At 64.6% G+C, this 25,432-nt stretch carries 23 protein-coding genes; 16 read left to right on the forward strand and 7 right to left on the reverse strand.

The window, feature by feature from the left end; translation table 11 throughout:
* Window positions 1-3 precede the first annotated feature (3 nt).
* From J2R76_RS37620 to J2R76_RS37640, 5 genes are read left to right on the forward strand one after another with little or no spacing between them, the layout of a single operon-like run.
* Entirely contained in the window at window positions 4-1,119 is a 1,116-nt protein-coding gene (locus J2R76_RS37620) for an ABC transporter ATP-binding protein (RefSeq protein ID WP_371852070.1), read from the forward strand.
* Window positions 1,120-1,121: 2 nt separating this feature from the next.
* Entirely contained in the window at window positions 1,122-2,702 is a 1,581-nt protein-coding gene (locus tag J2R76_RS37625; RefSeq protein WP_253625743.1) for an FGGY-family carbohydrate kinase, read from the forward strand.
* Entirely contained in the window at window positions 2,695-3,735 is a 1,041-nt protein-coding gene (locus tag J2R76_RS37630; RefSeq protein ID WP_057021033.1) for a 2-hydroxyacid dehydrogenase, read from the forward strand. Before J2R76_RS37625 ends, J2R76_RS37630 begins: the two co-directional genes overlap by 8 nt.
* 17 nt (window positions 3,736-3,752) lie before the next feature.
* The gene (locus J2R76_RS37635) at window positions 3,753-4,481 is read left to right on the forward strand and encodes a class II aldolase/adducin family protein (protein ID WP_172647311.1); all 729 of its coding nucleotides are present in this window, start codon (window positions 3,753-3,755) and stop codon (window positions 4,479-4,481) included.
* A complete protein-coding gene (locus tag J2R76_RS37640; protein ID WP_253625744.1) occupies window positions 4,478-5,986 on the forward strand; it encodes a glycerol-3-phosphate dehydrogenase in 1,509 nt (502 codons plus the stop codon). Before J2R76_RS37635 ends, J2R76_RS37640 begins: the two co-directional genes overlap by 4 nt.
* A 23-nt stretch (window positions 5,987-6,009) precedes the next feature.
* Here J2R76_RS37640 and J2R76_RS37645 read toward each other — a convergent pair whose 3' ends face one another.
* The 3 genes from J2R76_RS37645 to J2R76_RS37655 are packed head-to-tail and all read right to left on the reverse strand — an operon-like array spanning window position 6,010 to window position 8,588.
* A complete protein-coding gene (locus tag J2R76_RS37645; RefSeq protein ID WP_057021030.1) occupies window positions 6,010-7,005 on the reverse strand; it encodes an ABC transporter substrate-binding protein in 996 nt (331 codons plus the stop codon).
* A gap of 21 nt (window positions 7,006-7,026) precedes the next feature.
* Complete coding sequence (locus J2R76_RS37650) at window positions 7,027-7,836, reverse strand: ABC transporter ATP-binding protein (RefSeq protein WP_076823827.1); 810 nt, start codon at window positions 7,834-7,836, stop codon at window positions 7,027-7,029.
* Complete coding sequence (locus tag J2R76_RS37655) at window positions 7,833-8,588, reverse strand: ABC transporter permease (protein WP_225163506.1); 756 nt, start codon at window positions 8,586-8,588, stop codon at window positions 7,833-7,835. The genes J2R76_RS37650 and J2R76_RS37655 overlap by 4 nt, the downstream gene beginning before the upstream one ends.
* A 120-nt stretch (window positions 8,589-8,708) precedes the next feature.
* Between J2R76_RS37655 and J2R76_RS37660 the strand changes: the two genes are divergently transcribed.
* The 3 genes from J2R76_RS37660 to J2R76_RS37670 are packed head-to-tail and all read left to right on the forward strand — an operon-like array spanning window position 8,709 to window position 12,182.
* Window positions 8,709-9,836, forward strand: a complete 1,128-nt coding sequence (locus J2R76_RS37660; RefSeq protein ID WP_076823831.1) for a mandelate racemase/muconate lactonizing enzyme family protein — start codon at window positions 8,709-8,711, stop codon at window positions 9,834-9,836.
* Entirely contained in the window at window positions 9,836-11,431 is a 1,596-nt protein-coding gene (locus J2R76_RS37665) for a GMC family oxidoreductase (RefSeq protein WP_253625745.1), read from the forward strand. Before J2R76_RS37660 ends, J2R76_RS37665 begins: the two co-directional genes overlap by 1 nt.
* A gap of 28 nt (window positions 11,432-11,459) precedes the next feature.
* Window positions 11,460-12,182: a GntR family transcriptional regulator gene (locus tag J2R76_RS37670; RefSeq protein ID WP_028335658.1), complete on the forward strand. Its 723-nt coding sequence runs from the start codon at window positions 11,460-11,462 to the stop codon at window positions 12,180-12,182.
* A gap of 10 nt (window positions 12,183-12,192) precedes the next feature.
* Here the strand turns inward: J2R76_RS37670 and J2R76_RS37675 are convergent, their stop codons facing one another.
* Genes J2R76_RS37675 through J2R76_RS37690 form a run of 4 tightly spaced genes read right to left on the reverse strand, consistent with a single transcriptional unit; the run spans window position 12,193 to window position 16,026 of the window.
* The gene (locus J2R76_RS37675; RefSeq protein WP_092086040.1) at window positions 12,193-13,983 is read right to left on the reverse strand and encodes a chloride channel protein; all 1,791 of its coding nucleotides are present in this window, start codon (window positions 13,981-13,983) and stop codon (window positions 12,193-12,195) included.
* A 1-nt stretch (window position 13,984) separates the two neighbouring features.
* The gene (locus J2R76_RS37680) at window positions 13,985-14,245 is read right to left on the reverse strand and encodes an SUMF1/EgtB/PvdO family nonheme iron enzyme (protein ID WP_057021025.1); all 261 of its coding nucleotides are present in this window, start codon (window positions 14,243-14,245) and stop codon (window positions 13,985-13,987) included.
* Window positions 14,242-14,976 (reverse strand): SDR family NAD(P)-dependent oxidoreductase, encoded by a 735-nt coding sequence (locus J2R76_RS37685; protein ID WP_057021024.1) that lies wholly within the window; start codon window positions 14,974-14,976, stop codon window positions 14,242-14,244. Before J2R76_RS37685 ends, J2R76_RS37680 begins: the two co-directional genes overlap by 4 nt.
* A 15-nt stretch (window positions 14,977-14,991) precedes the next feature.
* Window positions 14,992-16,026 carry a LacI family DNA-binding transcriptional regulator gene (locus J2R76_RS37690; protein ID WP_309143574.1) on the reverse strand — a complete coding sequence of 345 codons (1,035 nt, stop codon included), beginning with the start codon at window positions 16,024-16,026 and terminating at the stop codon, window positions 14,992-14,994.
* 182 nt (window positions 16,027-16,208) lie between these two features.
* Here J2R76_RS37690 and J2R76_RS37695 point away from each other — a divergent pair, with 182 nt between their 5' ends.
* From J2R76_RS37695 to J2R76_RS37730, 8 genes are all read left to right on the forward strand, one after another.
* Window positions 16,209-17,510 (forward strand): ABC transporter substrate-binding protein, encoded by a 1,302-nt coding sequence (locus J2R76_RS37695; RefSeq protein ID WP_253625747.1) that lies wholly within the window; start codon window positions 16,209-16,211, stop codon window positions 17,508-17,510.
* 58 nt (window positions 17,511-17,568) lie between these two features.
* Window positions 17,569-18,456 (forward strand): carbohydrate ABC transporter permease, encoded by an 888-nt coding sequence (locus tag J2R76_RS37700; RefSeq protein WP_253625748.1) that lies wholly within the window; start codon window positions 17,569-17,571, stop codon window positions 18,454-18,456.
* 4 nt (window positions 18,457-18,460) lie between these two features.
* Entirely contained in the window at window positions 18,461-19,288 is an 828-nt protein-coding gene (locus J2R76_RS37705) for a carbohydrate ABC transporter permease (RefSeq protein WP_028335651.1), read from the forward strand.
* Window positions 19,289-19,295: 7 nt separating this feature from the next.
* Window positions 19,296-20,300 (forward strand): zinc-binding dehydrogenase, encoded by a 1,005-nt coding sequence (locus J2R76_RS37710; protein ID WP_253625749.1) that lies wholly within the window; start codon window positions 19,296-19,298, stop codon window positions 20,298-20,300.
* 6 nt (window positions 20,301-20,306) lie between these two features.
* Complete coding sequence (locus tag J2R76_RS37715) at window positions 20,307-21,380, forward strand: ABC transporter ATP-binding protein (protein ID WP_253625750.1); 1,074 nt, start codon at window positions 20,307-20,309, stop codon at window positions 21,378-21,380.
* Window positions 21,377-22,336 (forward strand): PfkB family carbohydrate kinase, encoded by a 960-nt coding sequence (locus J2R76_RS37720; RefSeq protein ID WP_253625751.1) that lies wholly within the window; start codon window positions 21,377-21,379, stop codon window positions 22,334-22,336. The genes J2R76_RS37715 and J2R76_RS37720 overlap by 4 nt, the downstream gene beginning before the upstream one ends.
* Window positions 22,333-23,370, forward strand: a complete 1,038-nt coding sequence (locus tag J2R76_RS37725) for a tagatose 1,6-diphosphate aldolase (RefSeq protein ID WP_253625752.1) — start codon at window positions 22,333-22,335, stop codon at window positions 23,368-23,370. The genes J2R76_RS37720 and J2R76_RS37725 overlap by 4 nt, the downstream gene beginning before the upstream one ends.
* Window positions 23,371-24,046: 676 nt before the next feature.
* Complete coding sequence (locus J2R76_RS37730) at window positions 24,047-25,405, forward strand: ABC transporter substrate-binding protein (RefSeq protein ID WP_253625753.1); 1,359 nt, start codon at window positions 24,047-24,049, stop codon at window positions 25,403-25,405.
* The last annotated feature ends 27 nt before the right edge of the window (window positions 25,406-25,432 follow it).

Consider the following 25,432-nt stretch of genomic DNA (forward strand, 5'->3'; position numbering starts at 1 on the left):
GTCATGGACATGCTCGAGCTTCGAGGCATCGACAAGGTCTATCGCAGCCGCGGCAAAGAGCCGGTGCATGCGGTGCGCGCGCTCGACATGGCGGTCGAGAAGGGCGAGATCGTCGCACTGCTGGGATCGTCGGGCTGCGGCAAGACCTCGACCTTGCGCATGATCGCAGGCTTCGAGGACGTCTCCGCCGGATCGATCGCGCTCGGCGGGCGGCGGATCCACGAGCTGCCGCCGGCGCGGCGCAAGGTCGCGATGGCCTTCGAGGGCTACTCGCTCTATCCGCCGCTCACGGTCCGCGAGAACATCGCCTTTGCATTGAAATCCGCCCAGCTGCCGCGCGCGGAGGTGACGCGTCGCGTCGGCGAGATCGCCCGTCTGGTCGAGATCGAGGACATCCTCGACAGCTATCCGCGCGCGATCTCAGGCGGCCAGCAGCAGCGCGTGTCGCTGGCGCGGGCGCTGGTGCGCGACGCCGATCTCTATCTGCTCGATGAGCCAATGGGGCAGCTCGAACCGCAGCTGCGCGCGGTGCTGCGCGGCCGAATCAAGAGCCTGCTTGCCGAGCGCGGCATGACCGCGATCTTCGTCACCCACGACCAGACCGAAGCGAGTGCGCTGGCCGACCGCATCGCTGTCATGGAAGGCGGCCTGCTGCAACAGTTCGCCAGCGAGAAGGAGCTGAAGGGCAGACCGGCCAATCTGTTCGTTGCAAGCTTCATCGGCGAGCCGCCGATGAACCTGCTCGACGCCGAGGTGACGCGGTCCGATGGCGGCTTCCGTCTGTCGGTCGGAACCGACATGGGTTTCGATATCGCCGGCGCCGGACTCGACGTTGAGGCGGCGAAGACGCTCGCGGCCACGCCGCAGGTGCGGATCGGCATTCGTCCGCAGAAGATCGTGGTCGGGACCGGTGACGTCAGGGTCAAGGTCGTCTCCAACCAGTGGCTGGGCGATCAATCGCATGTCGCCGGCGATTGCGGTGGCCGCATGCTGATCGCGGTCATACCGGGCCGTGTCGCCGCGCGGCCGGGAGAGATCATCTCGTTTGCGCTGGAGCCGCGTCACCTGCACATCTTTGGCAGCGACGGAACCTACATTCGCCATGCGGAGGGAGCGTGACGATGACCGCTTCGGCCAGCCGCGACGTTATCATCGGCATTGACGCCGGCACTTCCCTGATCAAGGCGGTGGCGTTCACGCTGACCGGCGAGCAACTCGCAGATGTCTCGCGGCCGAATGCGTACAGCAGCCTGGCCGGCGGCCATGTCGAGCAGGACATGGCGCAGACCTGGCGCGATACGGTCGCGGTCATTCGTGCGCTGGCGAAGTCCGTGCCTGACCTGTCGGCGCGGATCGCGGCCGTCGCGGTGACCGGGCAGGGCGACGGCACCTGGCTGATCGATGACGACGGCCGGCCGGTCGCGCCGGCGCTGCTGTGGCTCGACTCGCGCGCCGGGCGGCTGGTCGAGGCGATTCGCGGCAGCGAGCACAACGCGATCCTTTACCGTCGAACCGGCTCCGGGCTCAATGCCTGCCAGCAAGGGCCGCAACTGGCGTGGCTGCAGGCCCACATGCCCGACACGATCGCCAGCGCGACCACGGCCTTCCACTGCAAGGACTGGCTTTATTTCCTGCTCACCGGTGAACGCGCAACCGATCCGTCGGAAGCCACGTTCTCCTGCGGCGATTTCCGCAAGCGAGCATTCGACGCAGAGACCGCGCGGTTGATCGGTATCGCCGACCTGACGCGCCTGTTCCCGCCGGTCGTTGACGGCGCGGTCATGACGCATCCGCTGACCGCGGCCGCCGCCATCGAGATCGGCCTGCCGGAAGGTGTGCCGGTCTGTCTCGGCTATGTGGACGTGATCTGCAATGCGCTCGGCGCCGGGCTCTACGATCCGTCACCCGATGTCGGCTGCACCATCATCGGGTCGACCGGCATGCATATGCGGCTGGTGCCGAGCGCCGACGCTGTGACGCTGAACCGGGAGGCAACCGGCTACACCATGCCGTTCCCGGTGCCCGGTCATTATGCCCAAATGCAGTCCAACATGGCGGCGACGCTGAACATTGACTGGATGCTCGATCTCGCCTGCGACATGCTGGCGGCGGAAGGCGTGACGCGCACGCGCGCCGAACTGATCCGCCGGCTCGACGATCAGGTGCTGCGGGCGAGGCCCGGCGAGGTGCTGTTCCACCCGTTCATCTCCGATGCGGGCGAGCGTGGTCCGTTCGTCGCGCATGAGGCCAGCGCGCAATTCTTCGGCTTGCGGTCGCGCCACCGCTATGGCGACCTGATGCGCGGCGTGATGGAGGGCCTGGCCTTCGCCGCACGGGATTGTTACACGGCGATGGGGTCGCTGCCGCGCGATGTCAGGATCACAGGCGGCGCGGCGAAGAGCCGTGCGCTTGCCGCCATCCTCGGGGCCGCATTGGATTGCGACGTCCGCATCTGCAGCCGCGCCGAAGCCGGCGCCGCAGGCGCTGCGATGATCGCGGCGGTCGCGATCGATGCCTATCCCGACATGCGCGCCTGTGCCGAGCAGTGGGTCGCGCCGCATCTAAGTGCGCCGCAATCGCCGGATGCTGCGCTGGCGAAGCGCTATGCCAGCATCTTCCCGACCTATCTCGAGGCAAGGCTGGCGTCGCGGCCGGTCTGGAAGCAACTCGCTGCGCTGCGCGCCGGAGGCGATCATGTCTAAGTCCATCGCCATTGTCGGCGACCGCTTCATGCTGCCCTCGGTGTTCGCCGAGCACATCCGGTCAGCCTGCGGCGATGGCGTCGACATTCGCACCCTGGAGCAGCCTTGGCCGGACGAGCCGATGGAGCACGGTTACGCCGGCTCGAAGCTCGACGGCCTAAAGGAATTCATGGGGCAGCCCGACGAGATCATCGGCTTCATCGGCGATGCCGAGCTGCTCGTCACGCATCTGGCGCCGATCTCGCGGTCGATGCTGGAGCGGCTGCCGACGCTGAAGTTCATCGCGGTGTCGCGCGGCGGCCCGGTCAACATCGACATGCAGGCGGCGCGCGACCACAACGTGCTGGTGGTCAATACGCCCGGCCGCAATGCGGGTGCGGTCGCGGAGTTCACCATCGGCGCCATTCTGGCCGAGACACGCCTGATCCGCAGTGGTCACGAGGCGCTGCGAGGCGGGGAATGGCGCGGCGATCTCTATCGCGCCGACCGCACCGGGCGCGAGCTCGGCGAGATGACGGTCGGCATTGTCGGCTACGGCGCGATCGGCAGCCGCGTGGTCAAGCTGCTGAAGGCCTTCGGCTGCAAGATCCTGGTCGCCGATCCCTATGTCCAGCTCAGCGCCCAGGACCGCAATGACGGCGTCGAGCATGTCGCGCTCGGCGAATTGCTCGGCCGCGCCGACGTCGTCACGCTGCACGCCCGGGTGACGCCGGAGACCACCCGTTTCATCGGGCGCGAGGCTCTGGCGCGGATCAAGCCGGGCGCGTTCCTGATCAACACCGCGCGCGGTCCGCTGGTCGACTACGAAGCGCTGCATGATGCGCTGGCATCGGGGCATCTCGGCGGCGCCATGCTCGACACCTTCGCGGTCGAGCCGGTTCCGGCGGACTGGCCGCTCTTGCGACTTCCCAACGTCACGCTGACGCCGCACATCGCCGGCGCCTCCGTGCGTACCGTCACCGTGGCCGCTGGGCAGGCGGCCGAAGAGGTTCGTCGCTTCCTGGCCGGCGAGCCGCCACGCAATCCGTGCTGAAGAGAAAGGCAGTTCGTATGACCCGTGAGGAACGACAGTTGCGCGAGGCGATCATCGCCAAGTGCCGGTGGATGAATGCGTCGGGTCTCAACCAGGGGACATCGGGCAACATCTCCGCCCGCTACAAGGACCGGATGCTGATCACGCCGTCGGCGACGCCCTACGATTCGATGAAGCCGGAGATGATCGCCTCGATGCCGCTCGAGGGCGACTATGGTGCGTGGGAGGGGCCGCTGCAGCCGTCCACCGAATGGCGCTTCCATCTCGACATCACGCGCGCCCGGCCCGATGTCGGCGCCATCGTCCATACCCACTCGACCTACGCGACCGTGCTCGCGATCGCGCGCAAGCCGATCCCGGCCTGCCATTACATGATGGCGGCGTTCGGCGGCACCGAAATCCGCTGCGCCGGCTATGCGCGCTACGGCACCAAGGAATTGTCCGATCATGCGATTGCGGCGCTCGAAGGCCGCAATGGCTGCCTGCTCGCCAATCACGGCATGATCGCGCTCGGCGCCAATCTCGACAAGGCGATGTGGCTCGCGGTCGAGCTCGAGACCATCGCGCGTCAGTACTACCTCTCGCTGGCGCTCGATTCGCGCGTCATCCTGACCGACGAGGAGATTGCCGACACCGCGAAGGGGTTCTCCACTTACGGTCTGCAGGCGCCGAAGCCGAACAAGGCCCGCGCGACCGCAAAGGCGGCGCCGCGCCGCGCCGAGAAACGGCGCAGCAGCAAGCGATGACGGGCACTGCGCCGGTCGCAGGTACGGATCACGGGCTGGTCGATATCGCCATCATCGGTGGCGGCATCAACGGTGCCGGCATCGCCCGCGACGCCGCCGGCCGCGGACTGAAAGTGCTGCTCTGCGAGAAGGATGATTTCGCCGAGGGCACCTCGTCGCGCTCGGGCAAGCTGATCCATGGCGGACTGCGCTATCTCGAATATTACGAGTTCCGCCTGGTGCGCGAGGCGCTGATCGAGCGCGAGGTGCTGCTCGCGTCGGCGCCGCATATCATCTGGCCGATGCGCTTCGTGCTGCCGCATTCGCCGGAGCAACGGCCGGCGTGGCTGGTCCGCACCGGCCTGTTGCTCTACGACCATCTCGGTGGCCGCAAGCAACTGCCGGCGAGCCGCAGCCTGGATCTGTCGTGCGCTCCGGAGGGCGCGCCGCTGCGTCGGGAGTTCCGGCGAGGCTTCGAATATTCGGACTGCTGGGTCGATGACAGCAGGCTGGTGATCCTCAATTTGATCGATGCCGCGCAGAACGGCGCCTGCATCCTGCCGCGCACGCGGGCGGTGCGCGCACGCCGCGACGGCGGGACCTGGCTGCTCGAAATGCACGGCGACGACGGCACAACGCAGGTCGTGCGGTCGCGCGCGCTGGTCAACGCCGCCGGGCCGTGGGTTCAGGATGTCATCCAGGGCGTGGCGGGCCTGAACTCGGCCCAGAGCGTACGGCTGGTCAAGGGCAGCCATATCGTGGTGCCGAAATTCTGGAGCGGGCCGCAGGCCTATCTGCTGCAGAACAGCGATCGCCGGGTGATCTTCGTCAATCCCTATGAGGACGATCTCGCCTTGATCGGCACCACAGACATTCCCTATCACAGCCGCGCCGAGGACGTCGCGATCGGAGAGGACGAGACCGATTACCTGTTGCAGGTCTTGCGCCGCTATTTCCGAACGCCGCCGCAGGCGGGCGAGATCGTGCACGCGTTCTCCGGGGTCCGTCCGCTCTACGACGACAACGCCGACAATCCGTCGGCGGTGACGCGCGACTATGTGTTCGAGGTTCACGGCGCGCAGGATGTGCCGCCGCTGCTGTCGATCTTCGGCGGCAAGATCACGACCTACCGCCGGCTGGCGGAGCAGGCGCTGCAGCGCCTCGCGCCGTGGTTTCCGAAGCTGTCGTCGGCCTGGACCGCGGATCGGCCGCTGCCGGGCGGCGACATCGGCGGCAGTTTCGATGAATTCGCGAATCGGCTGGCACGCGACTATCCCGATTTGCCGCGAACGCTCATCCATCACTATGCCCGTCTTTATGGGACGCGCGCGCGCCAGCTGCTGGGTCCGGTCCGCAGCGCCGTAGACCTGGGCCGTCATTTCGGCGGCGAGTTCTATGAATGCGAAGCGGCGTATCTCCGCGAGAATGAGTGGGCAAGGCAGCCTGCCGACTTCCTGGACCGGCGCACCAAGCACGGCCTGCACTTGACGCCCGCGCAGCGGGTCGCGTTCGAGAGCTACCTCTAGGACGCGATTTGCGTCCAGGTGCGTCACGCAATCGTTTTCAAATACAGGCTCGGATCGAAATATTTGCTTGCCGGGGTAAAGTCCTTGATGCCGGCATTGGCCATGAAGAAGTCGGTCGATTGCTGCAGCCAGTTGGTGACCGTGCCGTCGGAATACATCCGCTTCCAGTCCCGCGACGAGAACATCTTCTGCGCCTTGAACGATTCGTCGATGTCGGCCATCGGCGTCTGGCTGTAATGGCCCTTCTGCAGCTTTTCCATCGCTTCGGTGCTGTTCGCGATGATGTAGTCATTGGCATCGGCCCAGCCACGGATCAGCTTCGCCAGCGTTTCCTTGTTGGGCTCGTAATAGTCATTGGCCGCGGCCCAGCCGCCGATGATCGCGGCCTTTGGATAATAGGCTGAGGCGTCGGCGAGCTTGACCGCGCCCGGCACCTTGTCGCGAACCGTCACGTTGAAAGGCACCCAGAGCGCGACGGCGGGCACCGCGCCTGAAATGAAGGCGGTTACGGCGGCCGGCATGGTCTGGTTGACGAGTTCGACCGCTTTGGGATCGACCTTGTTCGCGCGCAGCGCGGTGTCCAGGAACACATGCGCGGTGGTGCCGGTCGCGGTTGCGATCCGCTTGCCCTTCAGGTCCTCGAATGACTTGATGCCCTGATCGCCGCGCACCCAGAGCTGTGCGGTCGCGACCTCGATGTCGTTGATGAGGAAGACCTTGCCCTGGCCCCGGGCGGGGAAGTTCGAGAGCACAGCGCCCGTCGCCAGCACGTCGAGGCTGCCGCCGATCAGCGCCTGGAAGATTTCGAGGCCGGTATTGAACTGCCGCAGCTCGAGATCCAGTCCCTGCTTTTCGAAGGAACCGCGGTCCATGCCGGTCCAGATCTGGCCGTCGACGGCAACGGTGTGCAGATAGCCGACACGAACTTTTGTTTTTGCCTGAGCAATCGCAGGGGCTGCGGCGGTGAAGGACCCCAGGGCAAGCCCGGCCGTCGTGGTCAGAAATTGTCGCCGATCCATAGGTCGTCCTCCGCTGTGTTGTTATTCCGAGAATGAGACCGGACGCATCTGCGCCTGCTGGGCGCGATACTCGTCCATCACCAGATGCTTGATATAGCTTCGCAGCTCGCCGAATTCGGGCCGTTCCTGGATCGATTCATCGCGTGGATAGGCGAACGGCACGTCGATGATCTGCCTGATCCGCGCCGGCCGCGCGGTCACGACCACGATGCGGGACGCGAGATAGATCGCCTCCTCCACGGAGTGGGTGATCAGCATGACCGTCTTGCCTTCGGTCTGGAGCACCTTGAGCAGCAGGTTCTGCATGTTGGAACGGGTCTGGGCGTCGAGCGCACCGAACGGCTCGTCCATCAGCAGGAACTGCGGCTTGACCGCGTAAGCCCGCGCGATCGCGAGCCGCTGACGCATGCCGCCGGACAAATGCTTCGGATAGGAGTTGGCGAAGTCGGACAGCCCCATCAGGCCGAGATAGTGATCGCAGATCGAATCGCGCTCACCGGCCGCGACGTGATTGGCTCGGAGCGTCAGGCCGAAAGCGATGTTCTGTTTCACCGTCAGCCACGGGAAGACGCCATATTCCTGGAAGATGACGCCGCGCTCGGGACCGGGACCCGTGACGGGCTGCCCGTCGAACAGCACGCTTCCGGTCGTCGGCTTCTGGAAGCCCGCGAGCATGCTCATCATCGTGGTCTTGCCGCAGCCTGAAGGGCCGATCACCGCGATGAAATCGCCATCGTTGATATCGTAGCTGACATTCTCGACGACGTTGAGGCGTCCCTTCGGGGTCTCGAAGGCAAGCGAAACCTTGTCGAACTGTGCACGCGTGGTCATGCGATGGCCCGATCCTGCCAGACCAGCAACCGGGCCGTGATCTTGCGCAGGATCATGTCCATGATCAGCGCGATCAGGCCGATGCAGATGATGCCGACATAGATGACGTCGAGCAGGAAGTAGGTCGATGCATTCTGGATCATGGCGCCAAGCCCACGCTGGGCCGCGATCAGTTCGGATGCCACCAGCGTCGCCCAGGCCACGCCAAGCGCGACCCGCAGCGCGGTGAGGATGTGCGGAACGGTGAGGGGAATGATCACCTTGCGGAAGATTTCCGCCTGATTGGCGCCGAGCGTCTGCGCCACGCGGATATAGAGCGGCGTGATCTGCGAGACCCCTTCATACATGACGATCACGCCGGAGAAGAATGAGGCGTAGAACAGGATGACGAGCTTTGCGAGCTCGTCGACGCCGAAATAGACGATGACGAGCGGGATCAGCGCGATCGGCGGCAGCGCGCGGAAGAAATTGATCATGGGGTCGGCGAAGGTGCGGGCCGGGCGATACCATCCGAGCAGGAAGCCGACGGGCACCGCGACGAGAATTCCAAGCGAGACGCCGAAGAAGACGCGCCTGGTCGAGGCGAAGATGTCGATCAGGAGGCCTTCCTTGGTGAGAAGCTCGACGAACTTCGCGGCGACCTGGTGCGGGGCGGGGATCAGCGATGCGTTGACGAAGCCGCTCCAGCGCACGGCATACCAGAGCAGGATCGCACCGACCCACGGTATCAACCCGAGACCAAAGCGTCTCACGCCAGCTCCGTCCATTCGACGCGTCCACCCAGATTGCAGTTGATGTTTGCCCAAGTCATATTATAAATAGGATGACCATACAAGCGCCGCTTTGGTCATAGGCGCCGCAGGTTTCCGCGCATGACACCGCCGCCTTTCACCATCCGGAGCGTCCAGGCCTTTGGCTTTCGCTATCCTCTGACGACACCGGTCATCACCTCGTTCGGGCGGATGGGGGACCGGCCTGCCGTGTTCGTTCGGGTCGAGGACACGGACGGTTACGTGGGCTGGGGCGAGGTCTGGTGCAACTTTCCCGCGCCGGGCGCCGAGCATCGTGTTCGGCTGGTCAATGAGGTCCTGGCACCGGCGCTTGTCGGATTCAGGGCAAGCGAACCTGGTGCCGCATTCGAGCGGCTGACGCAGGGAACTTCGGTGCTCGCGTTGCAATCCGGCGAAGCGGGCCCATTCGCGCAGTCGATCGCCGGCATCGATCTCGCCGTCTGGGATCTCCATGCGCGCCGCCGGAACGTAGCGTTGTGGAAACTGCTCGGCGGATCGCGGAAGCGGATAAAAGTCTACGCCAGCGGCATCAATCCGGTCGGATCGGAGCGAGCGGCGGAAGCAGCGCTCGGCCGCGGCTATCGCGCCTTGAAGCTGAAGATCGGCTTCGATCCGGCAGGCGACCAGGCCAATCTCGCCGCGCTGCGCCGCGTCGTCGGCGATGGCATGCTTGCGGCCGACGTCAACCAGGGTTGGACCATCGCGCAGGCGCTCGAGCACGCGCCGCAGCTGGAGCCGTTCGGCCTTGCCTGGCTCGAGGAGCCGATCCGCGCGGACCGTCCGCGGCAGGAATGGAAGCAGCTGCACGAGACGATCCGTTTTCCGCTCGCGGCCGGTGAGAACATCGCGAGCTACGCCGGCTTTGCCGAGGTGCTGAGCGAGCCGGTTCTCGGTGTCGTCCAGCCTGACATCGCCAAGTGGGGCGGGCTTTCGGCTTGCGCCGGCATCGCCCGCGACATCCTGACGTCAGGCAAGATGTTCTGTCCGCACTATCTCGGCGCCGGCATCGGCCTGTTGGCGTCGGCGCATCTGCTGGCGGGCGTCGGCGGCGAGGGATTGCTGGAGGTCGACAGCAACGAGAACCCGCTGCGGGATCAATTCTGCGGCCCCGTGCTTCACGTCAGCGATGGAATGATCGAGCTCGGCGACGAGGCGGGTCTCGGCATTGCGCCCGATCTTGCCTCGATCGAACAATACCGGACCGCGTGATGTCGGGGCTTGGCTACGATTACATCATCGTCGGTGCGGGGTCGGCCGGCTGTGTGGTCGCAAACAGACTGTCGGCCGATCCTGCCTGCCGCGTGTTGTTGCTCGAAGCCGGCGGATCGGACCGGAATTTCTGGCTCAAGCTGCCGGTCGGGTATTACCGGACCATCTACGACGAGCGCTTCTCGCGCCTGTTCAAGACCGAGCCGTCGGAAGGAAGCGGCGGCCGCGCCATCGTCTGGCCGCGTGGCCGCGTGCTCGGCGGATCGTCGTCGATCAACGGCCTGATCTTCATCCGCGGCCAGCACGAGGATTTTGACGACTGGGAACGTCTCGGCGCCGACGGCTGGAACTATCGCGACGTCCTGCCCTATTTCCGGCGCTACGAGCGCTATCGCGGCGGCGAGAGCCAGTATCACGGCGGCCTCGGTGAGTTCGAGGTCTCCGACCTCCGGAACGACAATCCGGCGTCGAGGGCCTGGGTGGAGGCGGGCGTGCAGTTCGGGCTGCCGCGCAATCCCGACTTCAACGGCGCGACGACGCTCGGAGTCGGTTCCTATCAGCTTGGCATCGGGCGGCATTGGCGGACCAGCTCGGCATCCGCCTTTCTTCGACCGATTACCGACCGGCGCAACCTCACCATCATGACGCATGCGCAGGTGAGCAAATTCACTTTCAACGGCCGCGTCGCGACCGGCGTCGAGTGGATCAGCAAAGGGCAGGTTCATCGCGCGACAGCCGATCGCGAGGTGATCCTGTCGGGCGGCGCGCTGCAATCGCCGCAGATCCTCCAGCTTTCCGGGATCGGTCCGGCCGACCTGCTTCGCAAGCACGGCATTGCCGTCGTCACCGACTCGCCCGAAGTCGGCTCCAATCTGCAGGACCACTACCAGGCGCGGCTGATCGTGCGCCTGAAGGAGCGGATCTCGCTCAATGACCAGGTCCGCCATCCTGTCGAACTCGCGAAGATGGGGTTGCAATGGATGCTGGCCGGGCGAGGGCCGTTGACGGTGGGGGCGGGACAGGTGGGCGGAGCGGCCTGTACCGAATATGCGGTCGGCGGCCGTCCCGACGTGCAGTTCAACGTGATGCCGCTCTCCGTCGACAAGCCCGGCGAACCCCTCCACAGCTATTCCGGCTTCACGGCCTCGGTCTGGCAATGCCACGGCCGGTCGCGCGGACAGCTCGCGATCCGCTCGGCCGATCCGTTCGAGCAGCCGCTGATCGCGCCCAATTATTTCGCCGAGGAGATCGACCGCAAGACCATTGTTGCCGGCCTGAAGATTTTGCGCGAGATCTATCAGCAAAAGGCGTTCCGCCCGCTCTGGGACGTCGAAATGGTGCCGGGCGAGGCCGCAAGTAACGATGCCGGGCTGTGGGAGTTTGCGCGCAACACCGGCGGCACGGTGTTTCACTGCGTGGGCACCTGCCGCATGGGCAGCGACGAGCGGGCAGTACTCGATCCGCAGCTGCGGGTGCGCGGCGTCGAGCGGCTGCGCGTGATCGACGCCTCGGTGATGCCGCAGATCACCTCGGCCAACACCAATGCGACCAGCCTGATGATCGGGGAACGCGGTGCAGCCCTTGTCATGCCGTGATTGGGCCGCTTGATTTCCGGAGGGCGAGATGGAATTGAGTTCCGACAGTCACGTCCCCAAATACGCGCAGATTGCCGATATCTTTCGCCAGCGGATTGCGCGCGGTGTCTGGAGTCAAGGTTTTCGCCTGCCGGCCAACGAGGATCTGGCGGCCGAGTTCGGCGTCTCGCGCGTTACCATCAGGCAGGCCGTCGAACTGCTCGCCCGCGACGGTGTCATCGAGGCGCAGCAGGGCCGCGGCACCTTCGTCACCGGGACTGTGCGACAGGACCGCTGGCTCAAGGTCGAGACCACACTGTCCGATCTCGCGGACATGTACCGCGACACCTCGCCGGAGATCATCAACATCTCGGAAAGCCGGAGCGACGCGCCGTTGCTTCCCGAAGACGGCAAGCCGGCCGAGAAATATGTCTTCATGCGCCGTCTGCACTCGCGCCAGAAGCAGCCTTATTGCGTCATTTCCATCTATCTCGATGAGAAGATCTTTCGCAGGTCTCCCAAGCGCTTTCGCAACGAGACGGTGATCCCGATCCTCAACGATCTCAGGGATCCGGCGATCGCCAGCGCCCGCCAGACATTGACCATCGGAACCGCGGACATCGAGGCGGCGCGGCTGCTGCGCGTGCCTTTGAATTCGCCGGTCGCCGAAGTCCGCCGTGTCTTCACGGCGAGCGATCGCACCGTGATCTATCTCGGTGAAGTCACCTATCGCGGCGATTTTGTGCGGATCGATATGGATCTAAGGCCATAGCGCGCAAGCATCACCGCGAAAACAGCTCCTGGTTCCGGCGTTCGAGCTCTTCCCCATAGGTGCGCAGCACATGGGATTCGCTTAAGGTGCCAATCGTGACGCGATGGTCGGCACGGTCGATGACCGCGAGGACGTCGGCTTCGCTCCGTTCAAAGGCCTTCAGGATCTCGCGAACCGACGTGGTCGGAAGCAGGTATTCATCCTGCTGCTGGGCCAGCGACCCGAGCGGATCGTCGTCCCGATTGGTGACGGAATGCAGCGTCGCCGCCGCGACGATGCCGGCATAGCTGCCGTTCGGATCGCGCAGCACGACCTGTCGGACCTGCGCCGGCGAGAACAGCTTCTGCGCCTCGCCGATCGGCATGGTCGTCAGCGCATTCTCGAAGTCGGCGCGCATCAGGGAGGCCGCGCTCATCTGACGGACCCAGCCGATGTCCTGCGGACCGCGGATCACCTCGCCGCGCAGGTGGAAGCGCCATGTCGCAAAACTGTAGCCGAACAACTCGCGGACGATGAGCGCGCAGACCGATGATGCGACCACCGCCCCGACGGTCACGGAGAAATCGCCAGTGATTTCGAGCGCGAGACAAACCATGCTGAATGGTGCGCCCAGTACGCCGGTTCCGAGTGCGGCGAGAGCCGCGATGGCGGCGGTGCCGGGCTGAAGCGCGAGCGTGGGGAAGGGGCCGGTCAGCACGACGCTGTAGAGCTGCCCGATCAGCGCGCCGAGCAGCAGCGAGGCGAAGAACAGTCCGCCGCGAAAGCCGGAGCCGAGCGAGACGGCCGATGCCAGGATCTTGAGCACGATGGTCGTCGTGAGCAGGAGCCAGCTCGGATTGCTGACCAGCAGGATTTGCATTGCGCCGTGGCCGGCGCCGAGCACGGTCGGCGTCAGCAGGGCGAGGCCGCCGAGCAGCAGGCCGCCGAGGATCGGGCGCACGAAGCCGCTGAAAAGCGTGACCCGCTGAAAGCAACGTTCGGAAAATGCGACCGCGAGCATGACGAGGATGCTGACGAATGCGCAAATGATGCCGATCAGCACGGTCTGTCCGATCATCTCGACGGACACGGGCGATGGGAAGCCCGGCACCATCAGAAAGGACTGATGCGTCAACCCCCGCGCCACCAGCCAGGCCGTGACGGCGCTGGCGATGACGGGCACGAGGGCGGCCGAGGTGTAGGCTCCCAGCACGACCTCGAAGGCATAGAAGGCGCCGGCCAGTGGAGCCGAAAAGGCTGCGCTGATCGCCCCCGCCGCGCCGCAGGCCACCAACAGCCGCATGTCGTTGCGGCGGGCGGCGAGGCGCTGGCCGACATGGGAGCCAAACATCGAGCAGATCTGCGTGTATCCCGCTTCCAGTCCGACCGATCCGCCGAACCCGTTGGACAGCAGAGTCTGGATCGAGATCAGCAGGCTGCCGCGGAACGACACCCGGCCGCCATAGAGCGCGTTGGCTTCGATCGCGTCAGCGAGCTGCTGTCCCTTGACGCGCCGCGCGAAGTACAGCCCGATCAGCGCCAGGACCAGGCCGCCAACTGCCGGGATCAGCAGCGTGCGCTGCCAGGAAATCACGCCGGTGGCGCTCAGATGTGCGTCGAGGGGAATGTCGAACAGCAGCGCGTGCGAAGCCTGGCTGAGGCCCGAGATCGCGGCAACGAGGACGCCGCTCAGCAACCCGACGACAATGCCGACCAGCACGAGGCCGGTCTCGCGATTGCGCACGAAATTGCGCAAGAACTGCGGCAACAGACGGGTGCCGGGAGCAGGGGCCGGCTTCGCGGCATTTGTCGCCAGCGTCATCCTATGCCGAATCCCGCAGCTGCCCGGTGCGCACGACACGGAAGCCGGTCGTGCCCGACGAGCCGACCGGCGCGTTCGGGTTTCGCGCTGCGAAGCGGTGGCGGCTGCCGTGGGACTCGAGGCAGGATTCACCGCGCGTCGAGCGGTTCGGTGCAGGCTCGCGATTCAAGGGGACTCCCGACGGTGCGAGGCGGTCCTCGTACCATTCCCAAACATTTCCGGCGACATTATGCAGGCCGTATCCGTTGGTTTCCTGGCTCATCCGGCAAGAAACCCGCCATCCACCGCGACGACGGTGCCGGTCGCATATTGTGATGCCGGCATGCAGAGGAATGCGACGGCTCCCGCAATGTCCTCCGGCTGACCCCACCGCTTGAACGCGGTGCGGTCGGCGATGCGCTGATAGTGCGCGCGATCGGTGCGGCCGGCCGCATTGATCGCCGTTTCGATATAGCCGGGGGCAACCGCATTGACCCGGATGCCTTGCTCGGCCCATGCCAACGCGAGCGCCTTGGTCAGCATCACGACACCGCCCTTGCTGGCGCAATAAGCCGGGATTCGCGGCAGCGCCAAGGTCGCGTTCATCGAGGCAAGATTGACGATCGAGCCCTTGCTCTCGGTGAGAAGCGGGCGGAACGCCATGCAGGTTCGAAAAGTGCCCGTGAGATTGACGTCGAGCACCTTCATGAAGGTCTCGATCTCGTATTCCTTGTCGCGGGCGAGGATTCCCGCGCAGTTGACCAGCGCATCGACGCGCTTTTGCTGTCGGGCAAAAGAAGCGACAGCGTCGTCGTTCGTGACGTCGAGCGTCGCGAGTGTGAGGCCGGCGCGCGATTTCAGCAAAGTGCGCGCCAGATCGGTCTCGTTGGCCGCCGTTGCGGTCACTGTCGCGCCGAGGTCGCAAAACTGATTGCTGATTGCGGCGCCAATGTCGCCGGCGCCGCCGATCACCACGGCATGGAAGTCGGACGCAAGAGAGAAGTTTGAGCGCATTGGAGGGGTCTCGCTTCAGGATTTGAGAGGGGGAGCCGTCGATTCACGGACCACCAGGGAGAAGTCGATCTCGCGATGCATGATGGTCTGCTCGCCGGCGAGGCTGCGCACCAGATATTCCCCGGCGCGCTGCCAGGTTTCTCCGGTCGGTACGTGGATCGTGGTCAGGCTCGGCCGCAAGTGGCGGCTCCAGTCGAGATCGTCGAAGCCGACCACCGACAGGTCACGCGGCACCGAAAATCCATCGCGCTCCGCCTCGAGCAACACGCCGTAGGCGATCACATCGTTGCCGCAGACGACGGCGGTCGGACGATCCTTCAGGTTGAGGAGATAGCGGGCCGCTTCGCGCGCGTCATCCAGCGTGTAGGGCACCTCGACATGCCATTGCGGCGGAAGCTCCAGGCCGTTCTCGGTGAGCGCGCGGCGAAAGCCGGCGACGCGAGCGCTGGCGCGGTCGTTGTTGCGCTGGAGCGCCGAGACGATCCCGATGCGGCGGTGGCCAAGCTCGATGACATGCGCAGCGGCGCGATGGGCGGCCGCTTCGTTGTTGGTTCCGACGCACGGGTGGGGTCGATCAGGCTGGTAGATGCCGACATTGATGAAGGGAACCGCGTTGTCTGCAAGCAACTTGCGCAGTCCCTCGTGATGGCAATCACCGCGCAGCACAAGTCCATCGACGCCGCGGCTGATCAAATTGCGCGCTTGCTGCAATTCGACGTCGAGATCGTAGCCGCTCGTGGTGAGAAACAGCATGTATTCGACCGAGGAGAGATACTGCTGCAGCGAGGCGATGCCGCGCGCGAACATCGTGTTGTCGATGGTCGGAACGATCGCGCCAAGCGTGCGCGAGCGCCGTGACGACAGGATGCGCGCCGGCGCATGCGGAATGTAGCCGAGCGCGTCGATGGCCTGTTCGATGCGCGCCCGCAGGGAAGGGCTCACCGCATCGGGATTGTTGAGCGCGCGCGACACCGAGGCCGTTGAGACGCCGGCACGGGCTGCGACGGCGCGGATGCCCTGTTTCACGGATTTGGCGTTGGTCAATCGTATCAATGTAACGTTACATTCGATGAGGCAAACCGCGTGGTAGCGGTAATCTCGTAAATTTGCCGCAGAATATCCGGTTTGTCCATTGCTTGACACAACCGATGTGAGGTCTAGATTGTAACCGTTTTCAAGCCGCGTTCAAAATGGCCCGCCAGCTTAAGGCGGCCAGCCGGGAGGAGAGTTCGATGAAGGTCAGGATGCTCGCGACGCACGTCGCGTTGCCCGTTCTCGCGCTTGTCGCCGTCAGCGCGCAGGCTCATGCGGCCGATTTCGACTGGATGAAGTTCAAGGGCAGGACCGTCACCTTTCTCGCTAATAACAATCCGGTCGCGCAGGCACTGCTGACCTACAAGGCCGATTTCGAGAAGCTGACCGGCATGACCCTGAAGGTCGACGGCTATCAGGAACAACAGATGCGCCAGCGTCTGGTCACCGTCATGAATGCGAACAGCGACGAGGTCGACGTGTTCATGACGCTGCCTTCGCGCGAGGGCGAGCAGTTCGCCGCGGCCGGCTGGTACGGCGATCTCACTGCGATGGCCAAGAACGAGGTGGCCAAGGAATACGACCCGGCCGGGTTGAGCCAGGCCCTGCTCAAGGCCGCGACCTTCGGCGGCAAGCTGACCAGCATGCCGATGAACATCGAAGGTCCGATCTTCTATTACCGCACCGACATCTTCAAGAAGTGCGGGATTGAGGCGCCGAAGACCATCAAGGATGTCGAGGCGGCGGCCGAGAAGATCAAGACCTGCGACAGCGCTGTCACGCCCTTTGTCTCGCGTGGCCTCAAGCCCGCGGTCGCCTACACCTTCAGCAACATGCTGCACAACATCGGAGGCAGCTACATCGCAGGCGGCAAGTCGAACCTCTGCTCGGCCGAGGGCAAGGAAGCACTCGACACCTATAGCCGGCTGCTGCGCGACTTCGGTCCGCCGGGTGTGGTCAACTACAGCTTCCAGCAGATTTCGGCGCTCTACCGCAGCGGCCGCGCCGCGATGGCATTCGAATCCTCGAATGAGTTGCGCACGGTGATGGAGGGCGGCGCGCGCCTGAAGGACACCGGCCTGTTGCCGTTCCCGGCAGGCGAGGCCGGCCAGGTGCCGACCACGATCGGCTGGGGCATGGCGGTGTCTTCGCACAGCAAGCAGCCGGACGCGGCCTGGTACTTCGTGCAGTGGGCAACCAGCCCCGAGGTGCAGAAGAAAATGGCGCTCCAGGGCATTGCCCCGCCGCGGCCGTCGGTTGCCAAGGATCCTGAGTACCGCAAATGGATCGACGAGGAGCCCGTCCGCAAGGAATGGCAGGCTGCGCTCGACGTGCTTGCGACCAAGGGCTCCTCCGAGGTCGGCTACCCCATCATCGCCAACCCGGAATCACGCGAATTCATCGGCCAGGCCGTGCAGGACCTGATCTTGAAGCAGAAGCCCATCGACCAGGCCTGTGCTGATGCCGACAAGGCGCTCGATGCGCTGATCGCACAGAAGTAACCGCCTGATACTGGCAGGCTTATGCCTGCCGGCTCCTCACTCTCAAGGAAACGGACGCATGTCGGACGCGGCTGCGACACTCACGCAGGACCGGCAGAAGCTGGAAATGGCGACGCTCTCGGCGCCGGCCGTGATCTTCACGGTCGCGATGATCGCGTTTCCGGTCGTCTATACGATCTGGCTCGGCTTCCAGACATTCTCCTCGACCGGCAAGCAATCCTTTGCGGGCCTCGCCAATTACTCAAAGCTGATCTCCGACTACGAGTTTTGGCACGGGCTCTGGATCACCATAGCGCTCTATGTGCTGTCGTTGGTGCTCCAGCTCGTCTTTGGCGTGTGGCTGGCTCTGGTGTTGTTTCACGCCAGGCGCCTGCCGGGAATCGTGCGCTCGCTGTTCATCTCCCCATTCATGATGCCGCCGGTGGTGGCGGGCATGATGTGGCTGGTGATCCTCGATCCCTCGCTGGGCGCGGCCAACTACATCCTCCAGTCGCTCGGCCTGCCGCCGTCGGACTGGCTGGCGTCGCCGACGTGGGTTATCCCGACCGTCGCTCTGATCGACAGCTGGCAGTGGACGCCATATGTCGCCTTGATCGTGCTGGGCGGCCTGCAATCGCTGCCGCCGAGTGTCTACGAGGCCGCGCAGATCGACGGGGCATCGCCGTTCAAGACCTTCCAGCGCATCACGCTGCCGCTGCTGCTGCCGACCATCGTCACCGCGGCCATCCTGCGCAGCGTCGATCTCCTGCGCTTCTTCGACATCATCTACATCACCACCCAGGGCGGCCCCGGCAACGCTTCGAACACGCTCAACATCTACGGCTTCCGGGTGGGTTTCGAGTTCTTCAACATCGGTTACGCCAGCGCCCTGATGCTGACGCTGACGGCGATCGTGTTCGGCGCCGTGCTCGCCTTCAACCGCCTGCGCGGCGCCGTGGCGTGGTGATGTCATGACGGATGCCGCCAACACCGACCGCTGGATCCGCTGGCTCAACACCGTGCAGCTCGTGCTCGCCGGCGTGCTCATCATGGCGCCGACGGTCTGGATGGTGTTGTCCTCGTTCAAGCCGTCGTTCGAGGTCACGGCCTATCCGCCGACGCTGATCTTCACGCCGACGCTCGACAATTATGTCGAGCTGACCAAGACCACGCCGTTCCTCAGCTATGCGCTCAACAGCCTCATCGTCACCGTCGGCTCGACGGCGCTCGGCTTACTGTTCGGCATCCCCGCCGCTTTCGCCGTCTCCTGGACACGGATCTCGTGGCCGGCGATCCTGACGCTCGCGGCGCGCATGGCGCCGGGCACGCTGTTCCTGCTGCCGTGGTACGTCATGTTCCGGCAGGTCGGGATGATCGGCTCCTACACCGCGTTGATCCTGAGCCACGCGGTCATCACGCTGCCGATCGTGATCTGGGTGCTGCTGCCGTCCTTCGACGGCATCCCGCGCAGCGTCTTCGAGGCGGCGCAGGTCGACGGATGCAGCGTCACGCGCATCCTCTGGCGCATCGCGCTGCCGCTGGTGGCGTCCGGCGTCGCCGTCTCGGCGATCCTCGCCTTCGTCTTCTCATGGAACTACTTCCTGTTTGCGCTGGTGCTCTCCAACGGCGACACCAAGACGCTGATCGCGGCGGCCTTCAACTTCATCGGCGAAGGCTCGACGCAATGGGGCGCTCTCATGGCCGCGGCGACGCTGATCGCACTGCCGCCGCTGGTGCTGGCCGCCCTGGTTCAGCGCTGGCTGGTGTCCGGACTGACGCTCGGTGCGGTGAAAGGCTAGGTATCTGATGAACGTGTCACCCCGTCCGAATTCGATCATGCAGGCCGCGGTCTTCCACGGCGGCGACCGCATCACCATCGAGCGCGTGGCAATGCCTGACGCCGGCACAGGTGAAGTGCTCGTGCGCGTTTCGCGCACCGCGCTGTGCGGTTCTGACTTCAAGCTCTGGCACAAGGGCGCAGAGTTCACCGCCGGCCATGAGATTTTCGGCGTGGTCGAGCAGCCCGGTCACCGGCTGCATGGTCGCCGCTGTGCCGTCTATATTCCACTCCACTGCGACCATTGCGCGGCCTGCAAGCGCGGCGATACCCAGATGTGCCTGGAGGTCTCCAGCCTGATCGGCTGGAACCGGCCGGGCGGCTACGCCGAATACGTGCCGGTGCCGGAAAATTGCCTGCTGCCGGTGCCCGATGACATCGAGGACAGCCTTGCGCCGCTCTTGCTCGACACCATCGGCACGTCGGGCCACGCCGTGCGTTTCGTCAGCCGCGTGGTGCCGCCCGGTGAGGCCGGACCTGTTCTTGTCATGGGCGCCGGGCCGGTCGGCCTCGGCGTCGTGCTGGCGCTCCGTGCGCTCGGCTACAACGACATCTACGTTGCCGACCCCAATGCGACGCGGTTGAAGATCGCGCAATCCTTCGGCGCGAAGGCGCATCCCGTGGGCGACACCTCGAAGCGCTTTGCTCTCATCATGGAATGCTCCGGCGCGCATGCGGCGCGCAACCTCGGCATCGAGCTTGTCCTGCCGCGCGGCGCGCTGGTGCTGGTCGGCGAGAACGCCGCGCCCTGGACCATCGAGGAGGGCAAGGTGTTCCGCCGCAAGGACTTCTACATGATCCGGACCTTCTACTTTCCGGTCTCGGATTTCGAGCCGAACATCGAGCTGCTGCGCAAGTTCAAGGACGAATACCGCGTCCTCGTCGACGGCGAGTTCGGCCTGTCGGCCCTGCCTGAGAATTTCGCCCGCTTTGCCAGGGGCGAGCTGATCAAGCCGGTACTGGCGCTGGATTAAGCGATCATGGCCTCGATCTCGATCCGCAACCTCGTCAAGCGCTACGGCAGTTTCACTGTGATCCCCGATCTCAATCTGGAGATCGCGGACCATGAATTCGTCGTCTTCGTGGGGCCGTCCGGCTGTGGCAAGTCGACCCTGCTGCGAATCATTGCGGGTCTCGAGCCGATCACGTCGGGTGACCTCTACATCGGCGACAAGCGCGTCAACGGCGTGCAAGCTGCACAGCGCGACATCGCGATGGTGTTCCAGGACTACGCGCTCTATCCGCACATGCGCGTCTACGACAATATGTCGTTCGCATTGGAGCTGCGGGGAACGCCAAAGGCGGAGATCGATGCGCGCGTGAAGCGTGCCGCCGCACTCCTGCACATCGAGCCCTATCTCGATCGCAAGCCGAAGCAGCTCTCCGGCGGACAGCGCCAGCGCGTCGCCATGGGCCGTGCGATAGTGCGCAATCCCAAGGCGTTCTTGTTCGACGAGCCGTTGTCCAACCTCGACGCAAAACTGCGCGGACAGGTGCGGGCCGAGATCAAGGCGCTATCGCAGGAGCTCAAGACCACCATGGTTTTCGTGACCCATGACCAGATCGAGGCCATGACGATGGCTGACCGGATCGTGGTGCTCCAGAACGGGACGATCCAGCAATACGACACGCCGGAGACGGTCTACGAGCGGCCGGCCAACCAGTTCGTCGCCGGCTTCATCGGCTCGCCCGCCATGAACTTCTTCCCGGTCGAATGGCGTGAGGAGCGCGCGATCCTTTCGCAAGGCGCAACGGGGGTGCCGCTGGACGGTGAGGCCGCAAGCCGCCTGCAGCAGGCGGGAAATGCCGTGCTCGGCATCCGTCCTGAACATTTTGCCGTCACGACCGATGCGGCGGACGGCATCGCCATCAACGTCAAGCTGGTCGAGCCGCTCGGCTCGGATACCCTGATCCATTTCGATCTCGCCGGCGTCTCCGCGATCGCAAGGGTCGATCCAGCGTTGCGACCAAAGCCCGGCGATCGCCTCAGCTTGCGGCCGCAGCCGGGCAAGACGCATTTGTTCGATGCAGCGAACGGGCAGGTTTTGCGGTGAGCGCATCGGCGAACATAGCAGCTCTTTCGGCGCTCGCGGATGTGGCGTCGGGAGCCAGGGGCGTCCAGGTGATCTGCCTTGGGCTGTCCGCGCTCGATCAGGTCTGGCGTGTCGATCAGCTCTTTGCGGGCAACAGCGAGAAGATAAAGGCCATCGACTACGGTACCCTTGGCGGCGGAATGGCCGCCAATGCCGCGGTTGCGGTCGCACGGCTCGGTGCCTCCGTCGCGTTCTGGGGGCGGGCAGGGGACGATGCCGCCGGGCACGAGATGCGTTCGGCTTTTGCCACCGAAGGTGTCGACGTCGAGAATTTCCGGCTGTTTCCCGATGGCCGCTCATCGGTCTCGGGGATCATTGTCGACAGTTCGGGCGAGCGGCAGATCGTGAACTTCCGTGGTCTGTTTCCGGAAGCGGCCGATTGGCTTCCGCTTGAAGCCGTCGCTCGCGCATCCTCGGTGCTGGCCGATCCGCGCTGGGTGGAGGGCGCCGCGACGCTGTTTCGCGAGGCGCGTGCGCGCGGCATTCCGACGGTGCTCGACGGCGACATGGCTGATGCCGAGGTATTCGAGCGACTGCTGCCCCTGACCGACCACGCGATCTTCTCCGAGCCTGCGCTCGCTTCTTTCGCCGGATCTGCCAAAGACGAATCTCTCGCAGCACTGGCGCGCTTCGGCTGCAGTGTCATCGCGGTCACGCGCGGCGAGGGCGGCGTCAGTTGGTACGAGAATGGCCAGCTGCACCGGCACGCCGCCTATGTCGTCGATGTCGTCGATACCACCGGCGCCGGCGACGTCTTCCATGGCGCCTATGCCCTTGCGATCGGCGTCGGCCTCGATGTGCGCAACGCCATGGCGTTTTCTGCAGCCACGGCCGCGATGAAATGTCGCCACGCCGGTGGCCGCAACGGAATCCCCACCATCAACGACTGTCTTGCATTCATGAGGACGAAGCCATGAGAACGATTGGAAAGAACCGCGGGCTGGGCCGCCTTGCTGACGCGGAAGGCCACTTTCGCATGGTCGCGCTGGATCAGCGGCCGCCGCTGTTCGATGCCATTGCGAAGGCGAAGGGAATCACGCGGGATCAGGTCGAATATTCCGACGTCACGGCGGCCAAGCGGCTCCTCGTGGAGAACCTCGCACCGCATTGCAGCTCGATGTTGTTCGACCCGAATTTTGCCGTGCCCGCAGCGATCGATCTGTTGCCGCCGCGCTGCGGCCTGATCATGACGCTGGAGGAGCATCGCGTCGAGGAGACCGCGGGCGGTCGCAAGTCGCGCGCGATCGCCAACTGGAGTGTGGAGAAAATTCGCGCCATGGGCGGCGACGCCGTCAAGGTGCTGGCCTGGTATCGGCCGGATGCGGACGCCGCGGTCAACGAGCATCAGAAGCGCTTCGTGCGCGAGATTGGCGAGGAGTGCGCCCGCCACGACGTTCCCTATGTTCTTGAACTGCTGGTCTATCCGTTCCTTGGCAGCGCCAATCACACCGCCGATTACGTGGAATCGCCCGGCAAGCTGCCGGGCCTCGTCATCGATAGCGTGCGCGAGTTTGCCAAGCCCGAATACGGCGTCGATCTCCTGAAGCTTGAGAGCCCCCTCGCGGCCAACAGCCTGCCGGCCCGTGACGGCAGCGCCGAAGCCAAGGCCGCGCAGAGGGAATTCGATGCGATCGGCGATATCTGCCGCGAGCGGAGCATTCCCTGGGTCCTGCTGTCGGGCGGCGCCGCGCCGGAAAAATTCGAACGCGTCCTCGACTTCGCCTATGCCGCGGGCGCGGGCGGTTTCTTGGCCGGCCGCACCATCTGGCTCGATGCCGTCCTGAAGAATTTCCCGGACCTTGGGGCGGTTTCGGCGAGCCTGCGCAAGGACGGCCTCGGCGTGCTTGAGCGGCTCAACAAGCTGACGACGGCCAAGGGCACGCCGTGGAAGGCGCGCTTTCCGGTATTCACTGACATCAAGCAGGAGGGTGACTTCGCGCGCGCCTATTGAAACGGTGACGGCTCCACGTGTCTTGGTGGGCCCGGCAGGACTCGAACCTGCAACCAGACCGTTGTGAGCGGCGAAGCAAGATCAGCTTCGTTGATCTAGCTGCACCATGCTTGAGTTCGATGGCGTTCGTCGCGCTTTGGTGAGGTCGTTTTCTGGCGCGAAACCGGTGCGGTTCGCGGCAATGGCGGATTTCGGCCGACGCGGAGGCTGTTCCGCGCGCTCAATCGCTTTGTTGAACGTTCAGTAAAGTCGCATACTAAACATGCTGGCTGCGGCTGACCTTCCGGCTTCCCTGTTATCGGGACGGACCGAATTGCGTCCTCCGGACCAGGTCGGCAATCGTTGTTCGCCGCATTCGCTGCAATTATGGGGAAATTTGCTGCATTGCAAACGTCGACGCTTGCGCGTGCGAGCGTCGGGAATATTTTCGCCAAGGTCGCGAGAACCGGCTTGACGGGCCAAAAAATTTAGTACTACGTTTAGTAATACAAAAAACTAAACATCGCGCATCGAGCGCCGATGTGCAGGAGGAGCCCAAGCCATGCCGGAGCCGTCTCCGGCAGCGGTCCGTCTCGTCCTTCACTCATCGCTCCTCAAACTCGGTTTCAGGGTCTTGGCGTCGCTCCGGCAGGGCGCGCTGAGCGGGTTGGACGCTTCAACGAGAGAGGAAACGGATATGCGGACATTCAATTGGCTGAGAAGCTCAGCGGCCACCACGGTTCTCGGGGCGGCGCTGCTGGGGATATTTGGCGGAGGCGAAGCCGCGGCCCAGGGTAAGCAGCTCACGCTGTGCTGGGCGGCATGGGATCCGGCCAACGCGCTGGTCGAACTCGGCAAGGATTTCACCAAGCAATCCGGCATCGAGATGAAGTACGAGTTTGTCCCCTGGACGAGCTACGCGGATCGCTTCCTCAACGAGCTCAACTCCCACGGCAAGCTCTGCGACCTGATCATCGGCGACAGCCAGTGGATCGGCGGCGCCGCCGAGAACAAGTGGTACGTCAAGCTCAACGATTTCTTCGACAAAGAGCACATCTCGATGGACGACTTTGTCCCGGCGACCGTTGTCGGTTATTCGCAGTGGCCGAAGAATTCGGCGAACTACTGGGCGCTGCCGGCGATGGCCGACGCCGTGGGCTGGACCTATCGCAAGGACTGGTTCTCGCGGCCCGACATTCAGTCGGCTTTCAAGGCCAAGTACGGTCGTGACCTGGCGCCGCCGAAAACCTATGACGAGTTGAAGCAGGTCGCGGAGTTCTTCCAGGGCCGCGAGATCGACGGCAAGAAGGTCTACGGCGCCTACATCTTCACCGAGCGCGGCTCCGAAGGCATCACGATGGGCGTGACCAACGTCCTCTACAATTACGGCTTCAGCTACGACAATCCGAAGAAGCCGTACCAGATGCAGGGCATCGTCAATTCCGCCGACGCGGCCAAGGGGCTCGAATTCTACAAGGAGCTCTACAAGTGCTGCACCGCGCCGGGCATGACCAACGCCTACATGCAGGAAGGGCTCGATGCCTTCAAGTCGGGCCAGGTGGCGATGCAGATGAACTGGTTCGCCTTCTTCCCCGGCCTCTACAAGGATCCGAATGTGGGCGGCGACAAGATCGGCTTCTTCGTCAATCCGGCTGGCCCGAACGGGCACTTCACCCAGCTCGGCGGACAAGGCATCTCGGTGGTTGCGACCTCCGACCGCAAGGACGACGCGCTCGCCTATATCAAGTGGTTCGCGCAGCCCGCCGTGCAGCAGAAATGGTGGCAGATCGGCGGCTACTCGGCGCTCAAGGCGGTGGTCGACGCGCCGGACTTCCCGAAGAGCGCGGCGTTCGCGCCGCAATTCCTGGAGTCGATGGGTATCGTCAAGGACTTCTGGGCCGAGCCGTCCTACGCCCAGCTGCTGCTTGATATGCAGAAGCGGGTGCACGACTACGTCGTCGCCGACAAGGGCACGGCGCAGCAGGCGCTCGATCTCCTGGTCAAGGACTGGACCAAGGTGTTCAAGGAACAGGGCAAGCAAGTCGCCTCGCAATAGCCCGAACGCCGCGTCCCAACTGAACTG

It is taken from the genome of Bradyrhizobium sp. USDA 4532, assembly GCF_024171315.1.
Lineage (GTDB): Bacteria > Pseudomonadota > Alphaproteobacteria > Rhizobiales > Xanthobacteraceae > Bradyrhizobium > Bradyrhizobium australafricanum.